This window comes from Mizugakiibacter sediminis (genome assembly GCF_000953855.2).
Lineage (GTDB): Bacteria > Pseudomonadota > Gammaproteobacteria > Xanthomonadales > Rhodanobacteraceae > Mizugakiibacter > Mizugakiibacter sediminis.
This window is the reverse complement of record NZ_DF970270.1, coordinates 79,363-97,805: the sequence shown is the minus strand read 5'-3', so window position 1 is coordinate 97,805 and position 18,443 is coordinate 79,363. Positions and strand designations below refer to the sequence as shown.

The 18,443-nt window shown below is 71.7% G+C and carries 20 protein-coding genes, 1 tRNA gene and 1 pseudogene; 10 read left to right on the top strand and 12 right to left on the bottom strand.

The window, feature by feature from the left end; all coding sequences use genetic code 11:
- The 5 genes and pseudogenes from MBSD_RS14430 to MBSD_RS14410 all read right to left on the bottom strand — a co-directional run.
- Positions 1–248 (bottom strand): annotated as a pseudogene (locus tag MBSD_RS14430) (hypothetical protein); the annotation flags it as partial.
- Positions 249–260: 12 nt separating this feature from the next.
- Positions 261–2,336, bottom strand: a complete 2,076-nt coding sequence (ppk1, locus tag MBSD_RS14425) for a polyphosphate kinase 1 (RefSeq protein ID WP_062537990.1) — start codon at positions 2,334–2,336, stop codon at positions 261–263.
- 63 nt (positions 2,337–2,399) lie between these two features.
- Positions 2,400–3,662, bottom strand: a complete 1,263-nt coding sequence (phoR, locus tag MBSD_RS14420) for a phosphate regulon sensor histidine kinase PhoR (RefSeq protein WP_062537989.1) — start codon at positions 3,660–3,662, stop codon at positions 2,400–2,402.
- An 8-nt stretch (positions 3,663–3,670) separates the two neighbouring features.
- Entirely contained in the window at positions 3,671–4,360 is a 690-nt protein-coding gene (gene phoB, locus MBSD_RS14415; protein ID WP_062537988.1) for a phosphate regulon transcriptional regulator PhoB, read from the bottom strand.
- Positions 4,361–4,444: 84 nt separating this feature from the next.
- On the bottom strand, positions 4,445–6,070 hold the full coding sequence (locus MBSD_RS14410; RefSeq protein WP_062537987.1) for a M48 family metalloprotease: 1,626 nt from the start codon (positions 6,068–6,070) through the stop codon (positions 4,445–4,447).
- 182 nt (positions 6,071–6,252) lie between these two features.
- Here MBSD_RS14410 and grxC point away from each other — a divergent pair, with 182 nt between their 5' ends.
- From grxC to MBSD_RS14395, 3 genes are all read left to right on the top strand, one after another.
- Positions 6,253–6,519, top strand: coding sequence for a glutaredoxin 3 (gene grxC / locus MBSD_RS14405; RefSeq protein ID WP_062537986.1), 267 nt, complete (start codon positions 6,253–6,255; stop codon positions 6,517–6,519).
- The gene (locus MBSD_RS14400; protein ID WP_062537985.1) at positions 6,516–6,875 is read left to right on the top strand and encodes a carboxymuconolactone decarboxylase family protein; all 360 of its coding nucleotides are present in this window, start codon (positions 6,516–6,518) and stop codon (positions 6,873–6,875) included. The genes grxC and MBSD_RS14400 overlap by 4 nt, the downstream gene beginning before the upstream one ends.
- Before the next feature lie 176 nt (positions 6,876–7,051).
- Positions 7,052–8,080, top strand: a complete 1,029-nt coding sequence (locus MBSD_RS14395; RefSeq protein WP_062537984.1) for an isocitrate dehydrogenase — start codon at positions 7,052–7,054, stop codon at positions 8,078–8,080.
- Between the two features lie 74 nt (positions 8,081–8,154).
- On the opposite strand, the gene MBSD_RS14390 is transcribed toward MBSD_RS14395, so the two are convergent.
- From MBSD_RS14390 to MBSD_RS14370, 5 genes are all read right to left on the bottom strand, one after another.
- Complete coding sequence (locus MBSD_RS14390; RefSeq protein WP_062537983.1) at positions 8,155–8,712, bottom strand: hypothetical protein; 558 nt, start codon at positions 8,710–8,712, stop codon at positions 8,155–8,157.
- Positions 8,713–8,827: 115 nt separating this feature from the next.
- A complete protein-coding gene (thiD, locus tag MBSD_RS14385) occupies positions 8,828–9,616 on the bottom strand; it encodes a bifunctional hydroxymethylpyrimidine kinase/phosphomethylpyrimidine kinase (RefSeq protein WP_062537982.1) in 789 nt (262 codons plus the stop codon).
- Positions 9,613–10,992, bottom strand: coding sequence for a PhoH family protein (locus MBSD_RS14380; RefSeq protein WP_062537981.1), 1,380 nt, complete (start codon positions 10,990–10,992; stop codon positions 9,613–9,615). Before MBSD_RS14380 ends, thiD begins: the two co-directional genes overlap by 4 nt.
- Positions 10,993–11,086: 94 nt before the next feature.
- Positions 11,087–11,548: a peroxiredoxin gene (locus MBSD_RS14375; RefSeq protein ID WP_062537980.1), complete on the bottom strand. Its 462-nt coding sequence runs from the start codon at positions 11,546–11,548 to the stop codon at positions 11,087–11,089.
- A 2-nt stretch (positions 11,549–11,550) separates the two neighbouring features.
- Positions 11,551–12,069, bottom strand: a complete 519-nt coding sequence (locus tag MBSD_RS14370; protein ID WP_062537992.1) for a glycine cleavage system transcriptional repressor — start codon at positions 12,067–12,069, stop codon at positions 11,551–11,553.
- A gap of 163 nt (positions 12,070–12,232) precedes the next feature.
- Here MBSD_RS14370 and dapA point away from each other — a divergent pair, with 163 nt between their 5' ends.
- Together dapA and MBSD_RS14360 are read left to right on the top strand one after the other, a co-directional pair.
- Positions 12,233–13,126, top strand: coding sequence for a 4-hydroxy-tetrahydrodipicolinate synthase (dapA, locus tag MBSD_RS14365; protein ID WP_062537979.1), 894 nt, complete (start codon positions 12,233–12,235; stop codon positions 13,124–13,126).
- A gap of 23 nt (positions 13,127–13,149) precedes the next feature.
- A complete protein-coding gene (locus MBSD_RS14360) occupies positions 13,150–13,695 on the top strand; it encodes a hypothetical protein (protein ID WP_062537978.1) in 546 nt (181 codons plus the stop codon).
- A gap of 159 nt (positions 13,696–13,854) precedes the next feature.
- On the opposite strand, the gene fdxA is transcribed toward MBSD_RS14360, so the two are convergent.
- Positions 13,855–14,178 carry a ferredoxin FdxA gene (fdxA, locus tag MBSD_RS14355; RefSeq protein WP_062537977.1) on the bottom strand — a complete coding sequence of 108 codons (324 nt, stop codon included), beginning with the start codon at positions 14,176–14,178 and terminating at the stop codon, positions 13,855–13,857.
- A gap of 43 nt (positions 14,179–14,221) precedes the next feature.
- Positions 14,222–14,297, bottom strand: a tRNA-Glu gene (locus tag MBSD_RS14350).
- Positions 14,298–14,383: 86 nt separating this feature from the next.
- On the opposite strand from MBSD_RS14350, the gene pcnB reads away from it, so the two are divergent.
- The 5 genes from pcnB to panD form a co-directional block, all read left to right on the top strand.
- On the top strand, positions 14,384–15,769 hold the full coding sequence (gene pcnB / locus MBSD_RS14345) for a polynucleotide adenylyltransferase PcnB (protein ID WP_062537976.1): 1,386 nt from the start codon (positions 14,384–14,386) through the stop codon (positions 15,767–15,769).
- A 3-nt stretch (positions 15,770–15,772) separates the two neighbouring features.
- Positions 15,773–16,261: a 2-amino-4-hydroxy-6-hydroxymethyldihydropteridine diphosphokinase gene (gene folK / locus MBSD_RS14340; protein WP_062537975.1), complete on the top strand. Its 489-nt coding sequence runs from the start codon at positions 15,773–15,775 to the stop codon at positions 16,259–16,261.
- A gap of 59 nt (positions 16,262–16,320) precedes the next feature.
- A complete protein-coding gene (panB, locus tag MBSD_RS14335; RefSeq protein WP_062537974.1) occupies positions 16,321–17,151 on the top strand; it encodes a 3-methyl-2-oxobutanoate hydroxymethyltransferase in 831 nt (276 codons plus the stop codon).
- Complete coding sequence (gene panC / locus MBSD_RS14330) at positions 17,151–18,002, top strand: pantoate--beta-alanine ligase (protein ID WP_082306693.1); 852 nt, start codon at positions 17,151–17,153, stop codon at positions 18,000–18,002. Before panB ends, panC begins: the two co-directional genes overlap by 1 nt.
- 83 nt (positions 18,003–18,085) lie before the next feature.
- On the top strand, positions 18,086–18,443 hold a 358-nt coding region (panD, locus tag MBSD_RS14325; RefSeq protein WP_062537973.1), incomplete at its 3' end, for an aspartate 1-decarboxylase.

Below are 18,443 nucleotides of genomic sequence, written 5' to 3'. Positions count from 1 at the left end.
GCGCGCGCGCGGTGCTCGGCGTCCAGCGTGCCGTCGGCGCGCAGGCCGGCGGCGAGGCGCACGCTGTCGCGCAGGCGGTCGATCACGCGCGGCTCGCCGTGCTGGTAGCGCGCCACCACCAGGTGGAAGCTGTTGGAGCCGATGTCGACGGCGGCCAGCAGTTCGCCGTCTTGCAGGCCGGCGATGGCGGCGCCCGTTTCCGCGGCCTCCGCGGCGGAAGCGTTCGCGATGTCGGTGCTGCGGTTCATGCGCGATCCGCCTCAGCCGGCCAGCTTGGCCAGCAGCGCCTGCTGTGCGGAATGCGGCATCGCCTCGCCCGGCTCGATGCGCGTATAGCGGCCGCCCGCGTCCAGCGCCCACGCCTGGCTGTTGTCGGCGAGGTAGTTGGCGAGCGCCTCGTCGTAGACGCGCTGCGCCAGCTCCGCGTCGAGGATCGGGAAGCACACCTCGATGCGGCGCAGCAGGTTGCGCTCCATCCAGTCGGCGCTGGCGCAGTAGAGCTCGGGTTCGCCGCCGTTGGCGAACCAGTACACGCGGCTGTGCTCGAGGAAGCGGCCGACCACCGAGCGCACGCGGATGCGCTCGGACACCCCTGCCAGGCCCGGGCGCAGCGTGCAGGCGCCGCGCACGATCAGGTCGATCTCGACGCCGGCGCACGAGGCGCGGTACAGCGCCTCGACCACGCTGGCCTCGTTGAGCGCGTTGATCTTGGCGATGATGCGCGCCGGCCTGCCGGCCAGCGCGTGGCGCGTCTCGCGCTCGATCTTCGCCATCAGCTCGCGGTGCAGGGTGAACGGCGACTGCAGCAGGCGCTTCAGCCTGATCACCGGGCCGAGCCCGGACAGCTGCTGGAACACCTTGTGCACGTCCTCGGCGATCTCGGCGTTCGCGGTCATCAGGCCGAGGTCGGTGTACTGCCGCGAGGTGATCTGGTGGTAGTTGCCGGTGCTGAGGTGCGCATAGCGGCGCAGCGCGCCGCCTTCGCGGCGCACCACCAGCAGCATCTTGGCGTGGGTCTTGTAGCCGACCACGCCGTACACCACCTGCACGCCGGCTTCCTGCAGGCGGTTGGCCAGCTTGATGTTGGCCTCCTCGTCGAAGCGCGCGCGCAGCTCCACCACCACGGTGACGTCCTTGCCGGCGCGCGCGGCATCGACCAGGCAGCCGACCAGCGGCGAGTCCTGGCCGACGCGGTACAGCGTCTGCTTGATCGCCAGCACGTTGGGATCCTGGCTGGCCTGGCGCAGCATCTCGACCACCGCGCCGAAGGATTCGTAGGGGTGGTGCAGCAGGATGTCGCGCTGCGCGATGGCGTCGAACACGCTGGCGCCCTCCGCCGCCAGCGCCGGCGGCATGCGCGGGGTCAGCTTCGGGTACTTGAGGTCGGGGCGGTCGAGCTGGTCGTAGATGGCGATCACGCGGTTGATGTTGACCGGGCCGGCGCAGCGGTAGATGTCCTGCTCCTCCAGCTCGAAGTTCGCCATCAGCATGTCGGCGATCGCCTTCGGACAGTTCTCGGCGATCTCCAGCCGCACCGGCCGCGCGTAGCCGCGCCCGACCAGCTCCTCGCTGAGCGCGCTGGCGAGGTTCTCGACCTCCTCCTCCTCGACCACCAGCTCGCTGTTGCGGGTGACGCGGAACTGGTAGGCGCCCTTGACGCGGAAGCCCGGGAACATCTCGTCGGCGAAATGGTTGAGCAGGCCGGACAGGAACACGAAGTCGCAGCCGCCCTCGCCGACCTCGGCCGGCAGGCGGATGATGCGCGGCAGCGAGCGCGGCGCGCGCACCAGCGCGATGTGGCCTTCGCGGCCGAACGCGTCGCGGCCTTCCAGCACCACGGCGATGTTCAGGCTCTTGTTGAGGATGCGCGGGAACGGGTGCGCCGGGTCGAGGCCGAGCGGCGACAGCACCGGCAGGATCTCGTTCTGGAAGTAGCCCTGCAGCCAGCGCTTCTGCTTGACCGTCCACTTGTCGCGGGCGAGGAAGCGGATGCCCTCGGCGGCCAGCGCCGGCTGCAGTTCGCGGCTCCACAGCGCGTACTGCGCCTGCACCAGTTCCAGCGCGCGCTCGCGGATGCGCGCCAGCACTTCCGTCGGCGGCAGGCCGTCGGGGCCCGGACGCGCATCGCCGAAGGTGACGTGCTGCTTGAGGATCGCCACGCGCACCTCGAAGAACTCGTCGAGGTTGGTGGTGGAGATGCACAGGTAGCGCACGCGCTCGAGCAGCGGCACGGCGGGATCGCGGGCCTGCGCCAGCACGCGGAAGTTGAATTCCAGCGCGGCCAGCTCGCGGTTCAGGTACAGCTCGGGGGTGGAGAGGTCGGGCGCCTGGGTCATGTCCGTGTTCCGCGGGTCCGGGCAGCATGGCCGCGCCCGCGGCGGGGCGCAAGCCGGCGGCCGTCAGCCGTCTTCGACGCCGGGTTCCAGCACGCGCTCGGCGCCGAACACGCAGGCGAAGGTCGAGCCCTTGCCGGGCTCGCTGGCGATCTCCAGACGCGCGTCGTGCAGCGCCAGCACGTGCTTGACGATCGACAGGCCGAGGCCGGTGCCGCCGGTCTCGCGCGAGCGGCTGGAGGACACGCGGTAGAAGCGCTCGGTCAGGCGCGGGATGTGCTGCGCGGGGATGCCGTAGCCGGTGTCGCTGACGGCGAAGACGGCACCGTCCGACGTGCGCGACCAGCGGATGGCGATGCGCCCGCCGGTGGGCGTGTAGCGCACCGCGTTGCTGACCAGGTTGGAGAACGCGCTGTGCAGGTCCTTGGGCGAACCGCGCAGGTCGGCGTCGTCGGCGCTCTCCACGCCGATCCGGTGGCGGCCCTGGCTGAGCGCCTCGGCCTCCCTGCGCAGCGTGGCCAGCAGCGGCGCCATCGCCACGCGTTCCTCGGGCAGGCGCTCCTGCGTTTCCAGCCGCGACAGCGTCAGCAGGTCCTCGACGATCTGGCCCATGCGCTTCGACTGCGTGCGCATCTCCGCCAGCACCGGCGCCAGCGCCGGCACGTCCTCCGGTTCCAGCAGCTCCAGGTAGCCGTGGATCACCGTCAGCGGCGTGCGCAGTTCGTGGGAGACGTTGGCGACGAAGTCGCGGCGGATCTGCTCGAGGCGGGTCAGCGCGCTGATGTCGCGCACCATCAGCAGCCGCTCGCCGCCGGGCAGCGGGATGCGCGCCAGGCTGACCTGCACGTCGGGATCGCCGGGCGCCGGCACCTCGTTCAACGGCGAGTCGTGCGCCTGGCGCAACCAGGGGCCGATCGGCCCGGCGCCGAGGCGATCGACGAGGTCGACGCCGCGGTCGTTCGGATGGGCGAGGCCGAGCAGGCGTTCGGCGGCGCGATTGAACCAGCGCACGCGGCCGTTCGCGTCGAGCAGCACGACGCCGTCGGGCAGCGCGCCGGCGGCGCTGCGCAGCGCGCGCATCTGCGCGGCGAGGCGGCGCGCGCGCGACAGCCGCGTGCGTTCGTGGGTCAGTTCGGCCGCGACGCGTGCGCTGGCGGTCATGTTCGTTTCTTCCTCATGGGCAAGCCGCCGCAACGTCCACGCCAGCGCCGCCGTGGCGGTCAGCGCCACCGCGGCGGCCGGGTGGCCGAGCGCCCGGCCGATGCCCCACGCCAGCGCCAGCGCCGCCGCGAGGGCGAGGGCCAGCACGGTCGTGCGGCGGGCGGGCATGCCGGGATTCAGTAACTCGCCGAGAAACGGTAGCCGGCGCCGCGCACCGTCTGCACCAGGCCGTCGAGCCGGTGCGGCTCGAGGGTCTTGCGCAGGCGGCGGATGTGCACGTCGACGGTGCGCTCCTCGACGTACACGCTGCCGCCCCAGACATGGTCGAGCAGTTGCGCGCGCGTGTACACGCGCTCCGGGTGGGTGGCGAAGAAGTACAGCAGGCGGTACTCGGTGGGGCCGATCGTCACCGGCTCGTCGCCGGCGAACACGCGGTGCGCGGGGCCGTCGATGCGCAGACCGCCGATCTCGACCATGCCGCTGCCGTCGTCGCCGTGGCTGCGCCGCAGCACCGCCTTGATGCGCGCCAGCAGCTCGCGCGTCGAGAACGGCTTGACCACGTAGTCGTCGACGCCGGCTTCCAGGCCGCTGACGCGGTCGGTTTCCTCGCCGCGCGCGGTCAGCATGATGATCGGCACGTCGCGGGTGAGCTCTTCCTTGCGCAGACGGCGCGCCAGCTCCAGGCCGCTGGTGCCGGGCAGCATCCAGTCGAGCAGGATCAGGTCGGGCACCTTCTCGGCGATGGCGTGCTGCGCCGCGCGGGCGTCGGCGGCGTGCACCGGCTCCATGCCCGCCTTGCGCAGGGCAAAGGCGACCATGTCGCGGATCGAGGCCTCGTCTTCGACGATCAGGATGCGTTTCTGCACGCGCCACCGCCTGGTTTCCCTGTGACGCCTTTATTGCAGCGGCCCAATATTACGCCGCCATGACACGCCGCGGCATGTCCCGGCTCAGCCGCCGCGCAGGGTGAGCCGGCCCTGGTCGTCGCCGTCGGGGCGCATGCCGCGGCGGCGCAGCTCGAGCACGATCGGGGTCAGTTCGGCGATGCGCGCGTCGACGCGGGCGCGGGTGTAGTAGTCGAGGCTGGGCTTGGCGGCCAGGCGCCTGAGCTGGGCCAGGGCGTCCTCTGGATGGCCCGACAGGTAGGTGGCGTCGGCGTAGGCTTCGGCGGCGCGGTCGACGTCGCCGGCCACGTCGCAGGCGCGGCCGTAGGTCGAGTACAGGTTGGGGTCCTCGGAGTCGTCGAGCAGCGGCTTCAGCAGCGCGGCGGCTTTGCGCGCCGGCTCCGGCTTGCCGTCGGCGAGCAGGGCGCGGGCGTAGGGCAGGGCGATCGCCGGATTGTCCGGCGAATCGGCGGCCATGTCGGCGTACTGCGCCAGCGCGGCGTCGCGGCGCCCGGCGTTGGCCTCGGCGTCGGCCATGGCCAGACGCAGCGGCAGGTTGTCGGGGTCCTGCTGCAGCAGCGGCCGCAGCGTCTCAGCGGCCTTGGCGCCGCGGTCGCTGCGGCTCAGCGCCAGCGCGTAGCCGTAGCGGTTGGCAACGGTGTCGAAACCGGGGGTGCGGTCGAGGTTCTGCGCGTAGTAGACGGCCAGCGCGCGCGGGTCGCCGGCGGCGAGCACGCGCACGCGCTCGCGCATCAGCGCGTAGAAGCTGGCGCCGGCGGCGGGCCGGGCGCCGCCGCGCGGCGCCAGCAGGCTGTCGCGGTCGTGCACGTAGGGCAGCGGAATCAGCTGGTCCTCCCAGCGCGTGTCGCCGGCGGCCAGCCGCGGCGCGCCGGGGTGCGTCTGCTCCTCGATCACGTGGGCGCGCGCCTTGGCGTCGCTGATGCGCGAGGTGGTCACCGGGTGCGTGCGCAGCAGCTCCGGCACGTCGCCTTCGCCGCCGCCGGGCCGCAGTGCGGCCAGCATGCGGCCGAAGAAATCCGCCATCGCTTCGGGATCGAAGCCGGCGCGGGCGAGGGTCTGGATGCCGACGCGGTCGGCCTCGGCCTCGTCGGCGCGGGTGAAGTTGATCTGCTGCTGCAGCAGCAGGCCCTGGCCGGTGGCGAGGATGCCGATCGGCGCATCGCCGTTGCTGTGCGCGCCGGCGAGGATCGCGCCGAGCAGCGCCAGCGCCATCAGCGGCGTGGCCTTGCGCGAGGCTTCGAAGGCGCGCGCCAGGTGGTTCTGCGTGATGTGGCCGATCTCGTGGGCGATCACGCTGGCGAGTTCGCTTTCGTCGGCGGTGGTGGTGATCAGGCCGGCGTTGACGCCGATGTAGCCGCCCGGCGCGGCGAACGCGTTGATCTCGTTGTCCTTGACGACGAAGAAGGTGAACTTCTGCTTGGGCTCGGCGCTGGCGGCGACCAGCCGGTAGCCCAGCGCGTTGATGTAGGCGTCGAGCAGCGGATCGTCCACCACCATGTTCAGCGCGCGCATCTGGTGCAGCATGCTGGCGCCGTAGGCGTCGGCTTCCTGCGGCGACAGCAGGGCGCCGGCGGAGCTGCCCATGTCCGGCAGGCGCACGTTGTCCTGCGCGCCGGCGGCGAAGCTGAGCGCGGCGGCGAGGAGGGCGGGAAGCCAGGCGCGAGGCTGCATCGGACGGATCGAGGGGGACGTGCGGATTGGACCACCATAGCGCAGCGCCGGTTCCCCGGCCACCGCGCGCAAGCGCGCGATTCGGCGGCGGTTCCGCCGCGCCCCTTGGCGACGGCCGGGGCCGCCCCCATCATGGGCGCCGTGTCTCGCCGCGCCCGCGGCGAGACGTCGCCGGAGTCTCCATGCCCACCATCGAGATGTACACCACGGCCGTGTGCGGCTACTGCGTGGCGGCCAAGAACCTGCTGAAGGCGCGCGGCCTGTCCTGGCAGGAGATCCGCGTCGACGCCGACCCGGCGCGCCGCGAGGAGATGCTGGCGCGCGCCGCCGGCCAGCGCACCGTGCCGCAGATCTTCGTCAACGGCCATCACGTCGGCGGCTACACCGACCTGGTCGCCGCCGAGCGCAGCGGCCGCCTGGCCGAGATGCTGGCGGAGGGCGTGCGATGAACGACCGCGTCAAGCAGTTCACCGAATTCCGCAAGCGCATGAACGAGCGCATCCTGGAGCAGGACAACCAGGTGGTGCGGCGCTTCTTCGCGCTCGACACGCAGACCTACAAGGACGGCGCGCTCGACGTGAAGACCAAGGAGATGCTCGGCCTGGTGGCCTCGCTGGTGCTGCGCTGCGACGACTGCGTCAGCTACCACGTCGCGCAGTGCCGCGAGGCCGGCGTCAGCCGCGACGAGTTCTTCGAGGTGTTCCAGGTGGGCCTGGTGGTCGGCGGCTCGATCGTGATCCCGCACCTGCGCCGCGCCGTGGACTTCCTCGACCAGCTCGAGGGCGGCGCGGAAGCCGCCGGCTGAGGCCCGGTCATGCCGCTGCGGCGTCCTGCCGCAGCCGGCATGCGCGTTCCGCGACCCGGGGCCGGCCGCCGCCGCGGCGCCGCGCCTTGTCCGGCGGGGCGCCGGCGGGCGATAATTCCGCGTCTGTACGGGCGCCTGTCGGCGCGCCCGCGGCCAGAGCAGGAGCGCAACCCTCCATGAGCAAGCACATCGCCGTGATCCGGGGCGACGGCATCGGTCCCGAGATCATGAACGCCACCCTGCGCGTGCTGGACGCGCTCGACTGCGGGCTGGCCTACGAATTCGTCGAAGCCGGCATGGCCGCGCTGGAGAAGCAGGGCGAACTGCTGCCGCAGGCGACGCTGGACGCGATCGCGCGCCACCGCGTCGCCCTGAAGGGGCCGCTGACCACGCCGATCGGCGGCGGCTTCAGCTCGCTGAACGTCGAGCTGCGCAAGCGTTTCGACCTGTACGCCAACGTGCGGCCGGCGATCACCTTCCCCGGCACCAAGGCGCGCTACGAGAACATCGACATCATCACCGTGCGCGAGAACACCGAGGGCGCGTACCTGGCCGAGGGCCAGAGCGTGTCCGAGGACGGCGAGACCGCGCAGTCGCTGATCCGCGTCACCCGCCGCGGCTCCGAGCGCATCGTGCGCTACGCCTTCGAGATGGCGCGCCGCAAGGGCCGCAGGAAGGTCAGCGTGGTGCACAAGGCCAACATCATGAAGACCACCTCCGGCCTGTTCCTGAAGGTGGCGCGCGAGGTGGCCAAGGACTATCCCGAGATCGAGTGCAACGAGCTGATCGTCGACAACACCTGCATGCAGCTGGTGATGAACCCGCACCAGTTCGACGTGATCGTCACCACCAACCTGTTCGGCGACATCATCTCCGACCTGTGCGCGGGCCTGGTCGGCGGCCTCGGCCTGGCACCGGGCGCCAACATCGGCACCGAGGCGGCGATCTTCGAGGCGGTGCACGGCTCCGCGCCGGACATCGCCGGCAAGGGCGTCGCCAACCCCTGCGCGCTGCTGCTGGCAGCGGCCGACATGCTGGACCACCTCGACCTGGTCGAGCAGGGCCGCATCGTGCGCCGCGCCATCCACGACACGCTGGAAGCGCGCGACCGCGTCACCCCCGACCTCGGCGGCAAGGGCAGCACCGACAGCTTCGCCGACGCGCTGGTCGAGCGGGTGCGCGCGGCCCGCAAGAGCGCCGCGTAAGCATCCGTCGAGGTTTGACGCGAGCGCCGCGGCCGGCGCCGGCCGCGGCGTTTCGTACTTGCGACGATCATCCCTTACTTGGGCTGGGCCGAGACGCAGGCGTTGTAAGCGTCCTTCGCCCGCGCGTACTGGATGGACGCAATGGTGCAGGCGAAACCGCCACCGTTGGCGCAGGCATAGACCACGCGGTCCGCCGCGGCTAGCAGCACATCCAATTCGCTCTGACAGCCGGCGGCGCCGGCGGCCGTCGGAACGATGCGGCTTTCCGTCTTGTTGTGCGAGGCGCCCAGACTGCTGGCATACGCGAGTGCTTGCTCGCCTGCGCTGGCCATCGTCGGGTGATCGCGCAGCAGCTTGCGGGCGCTGTCGAGGTCGACGAGTGCGCTGTCGATGCCCCACGGGTTCCGTTTCGTGATCTGCACGATGTTCCCGCGAAGATCGACGTCCAGGGTGGATACCAGGCCGCCATCGTTGATGGTGGCCGTGATGGAACCATCATCGGAGACGCTGACGGTGCGCTGCAGGTCCGGTCCGGTCGTGCGCAGCGATCCGAGCGATTGCGCTTGCTGCGCGTGGGCCGCGGTGGCGGCCAGGCCAAGAAGCAACGGCAGCGAGACGAATAACGCCTTCATAGTCACCTCCCTTGTGAACTCACCCCTCGCGCGATCCTACCCGAAGCTTTCGAGGGGGGGGGCAACCGAAGCCCCATGAGGCGATCCGTGTGTTCGAGGCGGGTTCGGCAAGGGCTCAGTGGCGCAGCACGACCACATCGCCGCCGCCCGGCCGGTAGCCGGCGGCCAGGGCCTTGTGCACGTAGGCGATGGCGCGCCGCGCCGCGCCGCGCGGCGCCGCGCCCTTGGCCAGTTCGGCGGCGAGCGCGGAGGCCAGCGTGCAGCCGGTGCCGTGGCCTTCCACCCTGAGCCGCGGGTGCACGATCTCCAGCACGCCGCGCGCGTCGTAGTAGCGGTCGACTACCTCGGTGCCACGCGCGTGGCCGCCCTTCAGCAGCACCGCGCGCGCGCCCATCGCGCGCAGCGCCTGCGCGGCGGCGTCGGCGTCGCGGCGCGTGCGGATGGCGATGCCGGTCAGCGCCTCGGCTTCGGGCAGGTTGGGCGTCAGCACGTCGGCCAGCGGGATCAGTTCGCCGACCAGCGCGTCCAGCGCGGCCGGATCGAGCAGGCGCGCGCCGCTGGTGGCGATCATCACCGGGTCGACCACCGTCCACGGCGGACGCCGCCGGCGCAGCTCGCGCGCGACCAGGCGTACGGCCGCGGCGCGGGCGAGCATGCCGGTCTTGACCGCGGCGACCGGGAAGTCGTCGAACACCGCGTCGATCTGCGCGCGCAGGTGCGCCAGCGGCACCGTGTGCACCGCGCTCACCCCGCGCGTGTTCTGCGCGGTGATCGCGGCGATCGCGCTGGTGCCGTGCACGCCGCGCGCGCGGAAGGCCTTGAGGTCGGCCTGGATGCCGGCGCCGCCGCCGCAGTCGGAGCCGGCGATGGTCAGCGCCACCGCCGGCGCCGCTTCTCGCCTCACAGCGCCTCCGAAGCGAAGTCCGCCAGCCGCGAGCGCTCGCCGCGGCGCAGGGTGATGTGCGCCGAGTGTTGCCATTGCTTGAAGCGGTCCACCGCGTAGGTCAGGCCGGAGGTGGTCTCGGTGAGGTAGGGGGTGTCGATCTGCTCGACGTTGCCGAGGCAGACGATCTTGGTGCCGGGGCCGGCGCGCGTGATCAGCGTCTTCATCTGCTTGGGCGTCAGGTTCTGCGCCTCGTCGATGATCAGGTAGCGGCCGAGGAAGGTGCGCCCGCGCATGAAGTTCATCGAGCGGATCTTGATGCGCGAGGCGAGCAGGTCGTTGGTGACGGCGCGGCCCCAGGTGCCGCCTTCCTCGGGGTTGGCCAGCACCTCGAGGTTGTCGGTCAGCGCGCCCATCCACGGCGTCATCTTTTCCTCCTCGGTGCCGGGCAGGAAGCCTATGTCCTCGCCGACCGACACCGTGGCGCGGGTCATGATGATCTCGCGGTAGCGTTGCTGGTCCATGGTCTGCGCCAGGCCGGCGGCCAGCGTCAGCAGCGTCTTGCCGGTGCCGGCGGTGCCGAGCAGGGTGACGAAGTCGACGTCGGGATCCATCAGCACGTTCAGCGCGAAGTTCTGCTCGCGGTTGCGCGCGGCGATGCCCCAGACGGTGCGCGCGCTGCCAGCGTAGTCGTCCATCAGCACCAGCCGCGCCTTGCCGTCGCGCACTTCGAGCACGCGCAGTTCGACGCTGTTCTCGCCGGGCAGGTACAGGCACTGGTGCGGGAACCACGTCTCGTCCTTGCCGGTCTCGACCTCGTAGTAGGTGTGGCCGCGCTCCGACCACGAGCGCAGCTCGGGGTGGCGGTCCCAGAAATCCTCGGGCAGCGCCGCGTGGCCGGTGTAGAGCAGCGAGAAGTCGTCCAGCGCGCGGTCGTTCTCGTAGTCCTCGGCGTCGATGCCGTAGATGGTCGCCTTGATGCGCAGGTTGATGTCCTTCGACACCAGGGCGATCGACGCCTTGGGCTGCTGCTCGCGCAGTTCCAGCACGGCGTCGATGATCTGGTTGTCGGCCTTGCCGTGGCCGGCGCCGGTGCGCGCCTGGAAATACAGGCGCCCCTCCGCGCCGCCCTTGCGCAGGCGGATGCCCTCGGGCGACGCCAGCGGCAGGCCCTCCTTGATGCCGTGGCCGTTGCCGCGTTCGATCAGTTCGTTGAGGAAGCGGCTGACCTGGCGCGCGTTGCGCGCGGTTTCCGAACCACCCTTCTTCTTCTCGTCGAGTTCCTCCAGCACGGTCATCGGGATCAGGACGTCGTGCTCCTCGAAGCGGAACAGCGAGGTCGGGTCGTGCAGCAGCACGTTGGTGTCGAGGACGTAGATGCGCTTGCCGCGGGTCATGCGGTCGGGGCCTCGTGCGGGTGGAAAGGCGAAAGCGGCGCCGCCGGCGCGCGACGGCCGTCGCGTCCGGGGCAGCGTGGTCGGGTGCGGTCGTTCACTTGCGCGGAATGGCGTCCAGTACGGCCTGGGCGTGCTCGGGCACTTTGACGTTGCGCCATTCGCGGGCCAGCTTGCCGTCGGGATCGATCAGGAAGGTGCTGCGCACCACGCCCATGTGACGCTTGCCGTACAGCACCTTCTCGCGGATCACGTCGAAGGCCTTGCACCAGGTTTCGTCGGCGTCGGACACCAGCGGAAACGGCAGCTCGTGCTTGCAGGCGAAGCCGTCGTGCGATTTCACCGAATCGCGCGAGACGCCGACCACCTCGGCCTTGCGCTTCCTGAATTCGGGGTAGAGGTCGCGGAAGTCCTGCGCCTCGCGCGTGCAGCCGGGCGTGTTGTCCTTGGGGTAGAAGTACACGACCACCCAGCGGCCGGCCAGATCGGCCAGCGCCAGCGTGCCGCCGTCGCCGGTGGCGCCCTTCAGCTTCGGAACGGGTTTGCCGATCGCGACCATCGTCAGTACTTCATCGGGTCCATGATGGCGTCGAGGTTGAGGCCATCGCACAGTTCGAGGAAATCGTCGCGCAGCGCGGCGATGTGCGTATCGGACGGGATGCCGACGGTGATCTGCGCAGAGAACATGTCGGCGCCGGTCTGCATCGCGCGATAGCGCATCGAGGTGAGCTGCTCGACGCTGATGCCGCGATGGGTGAAGAACTCGATGATCTCCACCAGCACGCCGGCCTTGTCGCCGGCGATCACCTCGACCACGTAGGGCAGCAGATGGCTCTGCGCGCTGCGCGGCGTGGTGCGGTAGTGGGTGACCTGCAGCTCGTCGTCGCGGGCGAGCTTGCCGAGGCTGGTCTCGAGCTTGGCCACCGCGTCCCACGAACCCTGCGCCAGCAGCATCACCGAGACGTCGGAGCCGACGGTGGACACGCGCGCGTCGACCAGGTTGCAGCCGCAGTCGGCGATGCGCTTGACCAGCGCCAGCAACGGCGAGCGTGCGGCGGGCGACAGCGTCTGGATCAGCAGGTGGTTTTCGTTGCCGGGACGCGAGGTGGGGCGATTCAAGGCGATGCGACCTGCGTGTGGACGATCCCTGGCCGGGCGCGACGCGCGCCCGCGCCGCCAGCTTACTTGCCCGTGCCGGGAAGCCGCAAGTAACATCGCCCCATTCGGAACGCCGGAATCCGCCTTGAACATCCGCGGCAGCATCTGCGCCCTCGCCACGCCGTACCGGCAGGACGGCGCGCTCGACCTCGACGGCTACGCACGCCTGCTCGACTACCAGATCGCGGGCGGCACCGAGGCGGTGGTCGTGGCCGGCTCCACCGGCGAGGCGCACGGCCTCGAGCACGAGGAATACGAAACCCTGCTGGCCTTCGCGGTGCGGCACGTCGCGCGTCGCGTGCCGGTGATCGCCGGCACCGGCGAGGCCAGCACGCGCAAGACGGTGCGCTTGACGCGTCGCGCGCGCGAGCTCGGCGCGGACGCCGCGCTGGTGGTGACGCCCTATTACGTGCGCCCTACCCAGGAAGGCCTGCGCCGGCACTTCCTCGAAGTCGCCGACCAGGGCGGCCTGCCGGTGATCGTCTACAACGTGCCCGCGCGCACCGGCTGCGACCTGCTGCCGGAGACGCTGGCCGCGCTGCGCGACCATCCGTCGATCGTCGGCGTCAAGGAAGCGTGCGCCGACGCCGGGCGCATCCGCGACGTCGCCGCGCTGGCGCGCGCGGACTTCGCGTTCCTGTCCGGCGACGACGGCACGGCCGCGGCGGCGCTCGAGGCCGGCGCGGCGGGCGTGGTCTCGGTGGTGAACAACCTGGTGCCGCGCACGTTCCGCGCGCTGTGCGACGCCGGCCGCGGCGGTGACCGCGAGGCGCTGGCGCGCCATGCCGCCGAACTGGCGCCGCTGATCGCAGCGCTGAACTGCGCCCCCAACCCGATTCCGGTCAAGGCCGGGCTGGCGGAACTCGGCCTGTGCGGCGCGGGTCTGCGACTGCCGCTGATCGAACTCGCGCCCGGCCCGGCGCGCACGCGCCTGCGCGAGGCGCTCGGCCGGCTCGTCCCGCTGGCAACCGCCGCATGAATTCGCAACGGAACCTTTCCTCGATGAAGAAACTGCTCGTCGCCACCGCCTTCGGCGCGCTGCTGCTGTCCGGCTGCAGCCTGTTCCACCCCAAGGACAACGCGTGGGAGCGCGCGGTCGAGGAGCGCCCGCTGGAGGTGCCGCCCGATCTCGACACGCCGCCGACCAGCGCGCAGCTGGTGGTGCCGCCGGCCGGCGATGCCGCCGCCGCGCCCGCCGCCGCCGGCACGCCGCCGGGCGCGGTCGCCGGCGACAGCCTGGCCCTGGCCGACGACGTCGACAACGCCTACCGTCGCGTCGGCATGGCGCTGGAGCGCTCCGGCGTCGGCACCGTCACCGCGCGCGACGACGCCGCGCACAGCTACCAGGTGGCGGTGCAGACCACGGTCGTGCACGAGAAGCAGGGCGGCTTCTTCCGCCGGCTGTTCTCGCGCAAGAAGAAAGAAACCGTCAGCGGCACCGTCAGCGTGACGGTCAGCGCCGAAGCCGGCGGCAGCAAGGTGCAGCTGGAAGGCGAGCGGAATGCGGTGCAGCAGGTGCTGGCCGCCCTGAAAGCGCGGCTGGGCTGAACCGCGGACGCGGCCTCCGTCGCATTCGCGGAAGCGGCTCCGGCCGCGGCCCGATGCGGCGGAAGCGCGGCAGGGCGGGCCTGCGCCGGTTGTGCTACGGCCGCGGCGGCGGCGCGTGGCGGGCCGACGCCCGTCCGAGGTTGCGCCGTGCGGGAGGATTCAGCGCTGCAGCAGCGGCAGCTTGTTCGGCTTGCCGTCCCAGTCCTTGGCGTCGGCCGGCGGTTCCTTGCGCTCGGTGATCACCGGCCAGGCCTTGGCCAGCTCCGCGTTCAACGCGACGAACTGCTCCTGCCCCGCCGGGACGTCGTCCTCGGGGAAGATCGCGTTCGCCGGGCACTCCGGCTCGCACAGGGTGCAGTCGATGCACTCGTCGGGGTCGATCGCGAGGAAGTTCGGGCCTTCGTGGAAGGCGTCGACGGGACAGACCTCGACGCAGTCGGTGTACTTGCACTTGATGCAGTTGTCGACGACGACGAAGGTCATGTGCGCAGCGCAGGCCCGGCAACGACACGCCGCGAGGGGAAAGTGGCGCTCCCTACGAGACTCGAACTCGTGTTCCCGCCTTGAGAGGGCGGTGTCCTAGACCGCTAGACGAAGGGAGCGCGGTGCGGCGAAGGCGCGCTAGTATATCCGAATCGATACGCCGGGCAACGCCCCGGCCGCACCCCGCCGCCATGGGAAAGAGGCCTTGAGTTCAGAGCCCAGGACGAATGCGCCGGTCGCGCTGCGCGTGATTCCGCGCGACCAGCACACCCTTTCACGCAAGGACATCAGCCAGGGCGCGCTGCGCGTGCTGTACCGCCTGCACGAGGCCGGACACCGCGCCTGCCTGGTCGGCGGCGCCGTGCGCGACCTGCTGCTGGGCGGCCATCCCAAGGATTTCGACGTCGCCACCGACGCCACGCCGGAACAGGTCAAGAAGCTGTTCCGCAACTGCCGGCTGATCGGCCGCCGCTTCCGCCTGGCCCACGTGATCTTCGGCCCGGAGATCGTCGAGGTCGCCACCTTCCGCGGCACCGGCGACGGCGAGGAGGGCGGCGACCGCCACATCGTCGACGGCCGCATCGTCCGCGACAACGTCTGGGGCACGATCGAGGAGGACGCGCTGCGCCGCGACTTCCGCGTCAACGCGCTGTACTACGACATCGCCGACTACAGCGTGCTCGACTACGTCGGCGGCATCGACGACCTGCACGACCGCGTGCTGCACCTGATCGGCGATCCGGAGCAGCGCTACCGCGAGGATCCGGTGCGCATGCTGCGCGCCGTGCGTCTCGCCGCCAAGCTCGGTTTCCGCATCCATCCCAGCGCGGCGGAGCCGTTCGCGGGGCTCGGTCACCTGCTCGGCGAAGCGCCGCCGGCGCGGCTGTTCGACGAGACGCTGAAGCTGTTCCTCGCCGGCCACGGCGTGCAGGGCTTCCGCGAACTGGAGCGCTACGGCCTGCTGCAGCACCTGTTTCCCGTCACCGCGCGCGTGCTGGCGCGCGACGCCGGGCGCTCGGTGCGCGGCCTGATCGAGGCCGGCCTCGCCAGCACCGATGCGCGCGTGCGCGAGGACAAGCCGGTGACGCCGGCGTTCCTGTTCGCCGTGCTGCTGTGGGGCGAGGTGCGCGACGCCGCCGAGGCGGAGATCGCCGCCGGCGTCGAGCCGACCCTGGCCTGGCAGCGCGCCGCGCACCGCGTGGTCGCCGAGCAGTCGGCGCGCGTGGCGATCCCGCGCCGCTTCGCGCAGGTGATGGAGGAGATCTGGGCGCTGCAGCCGCGCTTCGAGCAGTTCGCGCGCAAGCGCGTGTTCCGCTTGCTGACGCATCCGCGTTTCCGCGCCGCCTACGACTTCCTGCTGCTGCGCGCCGCCGAGTCCGACTACCAGCGCCAGGTCGGCGAATGGTGGACCTGGGCACAGGGCGCGACGCACGAGCAGATCGTGCAATCGCTGGCGCAGGCGCAGCAGGCCGAACCCGTCGCGACGGCGCACGGCGAGGCCGACGCCGCGTCCGCGGCGGCGAAGAAGAGGCGCCGCCGGCGGCGCAAGCGCGCCGCGCCGGCGACGACCGGCGGCGACGCCGCGGACTGACGCGTGGCCCGCGCCTACGTCGCGCTCGGCAGCAACCTCGACGATCCGCGCGCGCAGGTGCTGCGCGGCTGCGCGGCGCTCGCGTACCTGCCGCATACCCGCCTGCTGCGGCGCTCGCCGCTGTACCTGACGCCGCCGTGGGGCCTCGCCGAGCAGCCGGCCTTCGTCAACGCCGTGGCCGAGCTGGAGACGGAGCTGACGCCGCGGACGCTGTTGCGGGCGCTGCTGGAGGTGGAGCGCAGCTTCGGCCGCGACCGCGGCGGCCCGCGCTGGGGCCCGCGCACGCTCGACCTCGACCTGCTGCTGTACGGCGACCGCGTGCTGGCCGAGGACGATCTGCAGCTGCCGCACCCGCGCCTCGCCGAGCGCGCCTTCGTGCTGCGCCCGCTTGCGGATCTCGCTCCCGACCTCCATGTGCCGGGGCAAGGGCGCGTCGACGCGCTGCTGGCGCGTGTCGACGCCGGCGGCTGCGTGCCGCTGGACGATGCTTGAGCGGCGCCGCGGGCGCCGCCGATAATCCGCCGCTCGCCTGCATCCGTCGAGGAGCCGCCGTGTACGTGCAACCCAGCCAGGCCGCGGAACGCAAGCCGGTCACCGTGCCCGGCCTGCGCGCGATGAAGGCGCGCGGCGAGCGCATCACCGCGCTCACCTGCTACGACGCCAGCATGGCGGCGCAGCTCGAGGCGGCCGGCATCGACATCGCCCTGGTCGGCGATTCGCTGGGCATGGTCGTGCAGGGCCACGCCAGCACGCTGTCGGTGACGCTCGACCAGATGATCTACCACACCGCGGCGTCGGCGCGCGGCGTGCGCGCGACGCTGCTGATCGCCGACATGCCGTTCATGAGCTACCGCGATCCCGCCACCGCGCTGGCCTCCGCCGGCCGGCTGATGGCGGAAGGCGGCGCGGCGATGGTCAAGCTGGAAGGCGCCGGCTGGGCGTGCGAGGTGATCGCCGCGCTCGCGGCGCACGACGTGCCGGTGTGCGCGCACCTCGGCCTGACGCCGCAGTCGGTGCACAAGCTGGGCGGCTACCGCCTGCAGGGCAAGCAGCAGGACGCCGCCGAGAAGCTGGTCGCCGACGCGCACGCGGTCGCCGCCGCCGGCGCCGAACTGCTGGTGCTGGAATACGTGCCGGCGCCGCTGGCCGCGCGCATCACGCGCGAGCTGGCGATCCCCACCATCGGCATCGGCGCCGGTCCCGACTGCGACGGCCAGGTGCTGGTGACCTACGACCTGCTCGGTCTGACGCCGGGCAGGCGGCCGCGTTTCAGCAAGGATTTCCTCGCCGGCCGCGACTCCATCCAGGCGGCGCTGGCGGCGTTCGCCGAGGACGTGCGCGCCGGGCGCTTTCCCGGTCCCGAGCACAGCTACCAGTCCTGATGCAGACCGTCACCGACGCCGCCGCGCTGCGCGCCGCGATCCGCGCCTGGCGCAGCCAGGGCCAGGCGGTCGGCTTCGTGCCGACCATGGGCAACCTGCACGACGGCCATTATTCGCTGCTGCGCATCGCGCGCAGCCGCGCCGAGCGCGTGGTGGCGAGCGTGTTCGTCAACCCCACGCAGTTCGGCCCCAACGAGGACTATGCGCGCTACCCGCGCACGCTGGCGCAGGACCAGGCCGGCCTGGCCGCGCACGGCTGCGACCTGCTGTTCGCGCCCGATGTCGCGACCATCTACCCGTCGGGGCCCGAGCGCACGGTGACGGTGCACGTGCCGGGGGTGACCGCCGTGCTGGAAGGCGCGCATCGCCCCGGCCATTTCGACGGCGTCGCCACCGTCGTCACCAAGCTGCTGAATCTGGTGCAGCCGGACGTCGCCGTGTTCGGCCAGAAGGACTGGCAGCAGCTCTTGGTGGTGAAGGCGCTGGTGCGCGACCTCGCCTTGCCGGTGCAGATCGTGCCGGGGCCGACCATGCGCGAGCCGGACGGCCTGGCGATGAGTTCGCGCAACCAGTACCTCGGCGCCGAGGAACGCGCGCGCGCGCCGGCGATCCACGCCACGCTGGCGTGGATGCGCGCCGCGCTGCGCGCCGGCCATCCGCGCGAGGTGGTCGAGGCGGCGGCGCTGAAGCGCCTCGAACACGCCGGCTTCACGCCGGACTACGCCGTGATCCGCCGCGCCGAGGATCTCGCCGAGCCCGCCGCCGGCGAGAGTGCCGGCCTGATCGCCCTGATCGCCGCGCGGCTGGGCGCCACCCGCCTGATCGACAACCTGCCGTTCGACGGCCTGTAGTTGCTGCGCCGCGGCAAATGCGGTCCTTTCCCGTATAATCGCGTTTCCGGCGCCCGGCCGCCGGCGATGCCGAGGTAGCGTCCATGCAGTTGAACATGCTCAAGGCCAAGATCCACCGCGCCACCGTCACCCAGGCGGAACTGCACTACGAAGGCTCGATCGCCATCGACGGGCTGCTGCTGGACGTCTCCGGCATCCGCGAGTACGAGCAGGTGCACGTCTACAACGTCAACAGCGGCCACCGCTTCGTGACCTATGCGATCCGCGCCGAGGAAGGCTCGGGCTCGATCACCGTCAACGGCGCCGCCGCGCACCGCGCGCAGCCGGGCGACCTGGTGATCATCTGCGCCTACGCGCAGCTCGGCGAGGCCGAGCTGGCGCAGTTCAAGCCGACGCTGGTCTACGTCGACCGCGACAACCGCCTGACGCACACCAACCATT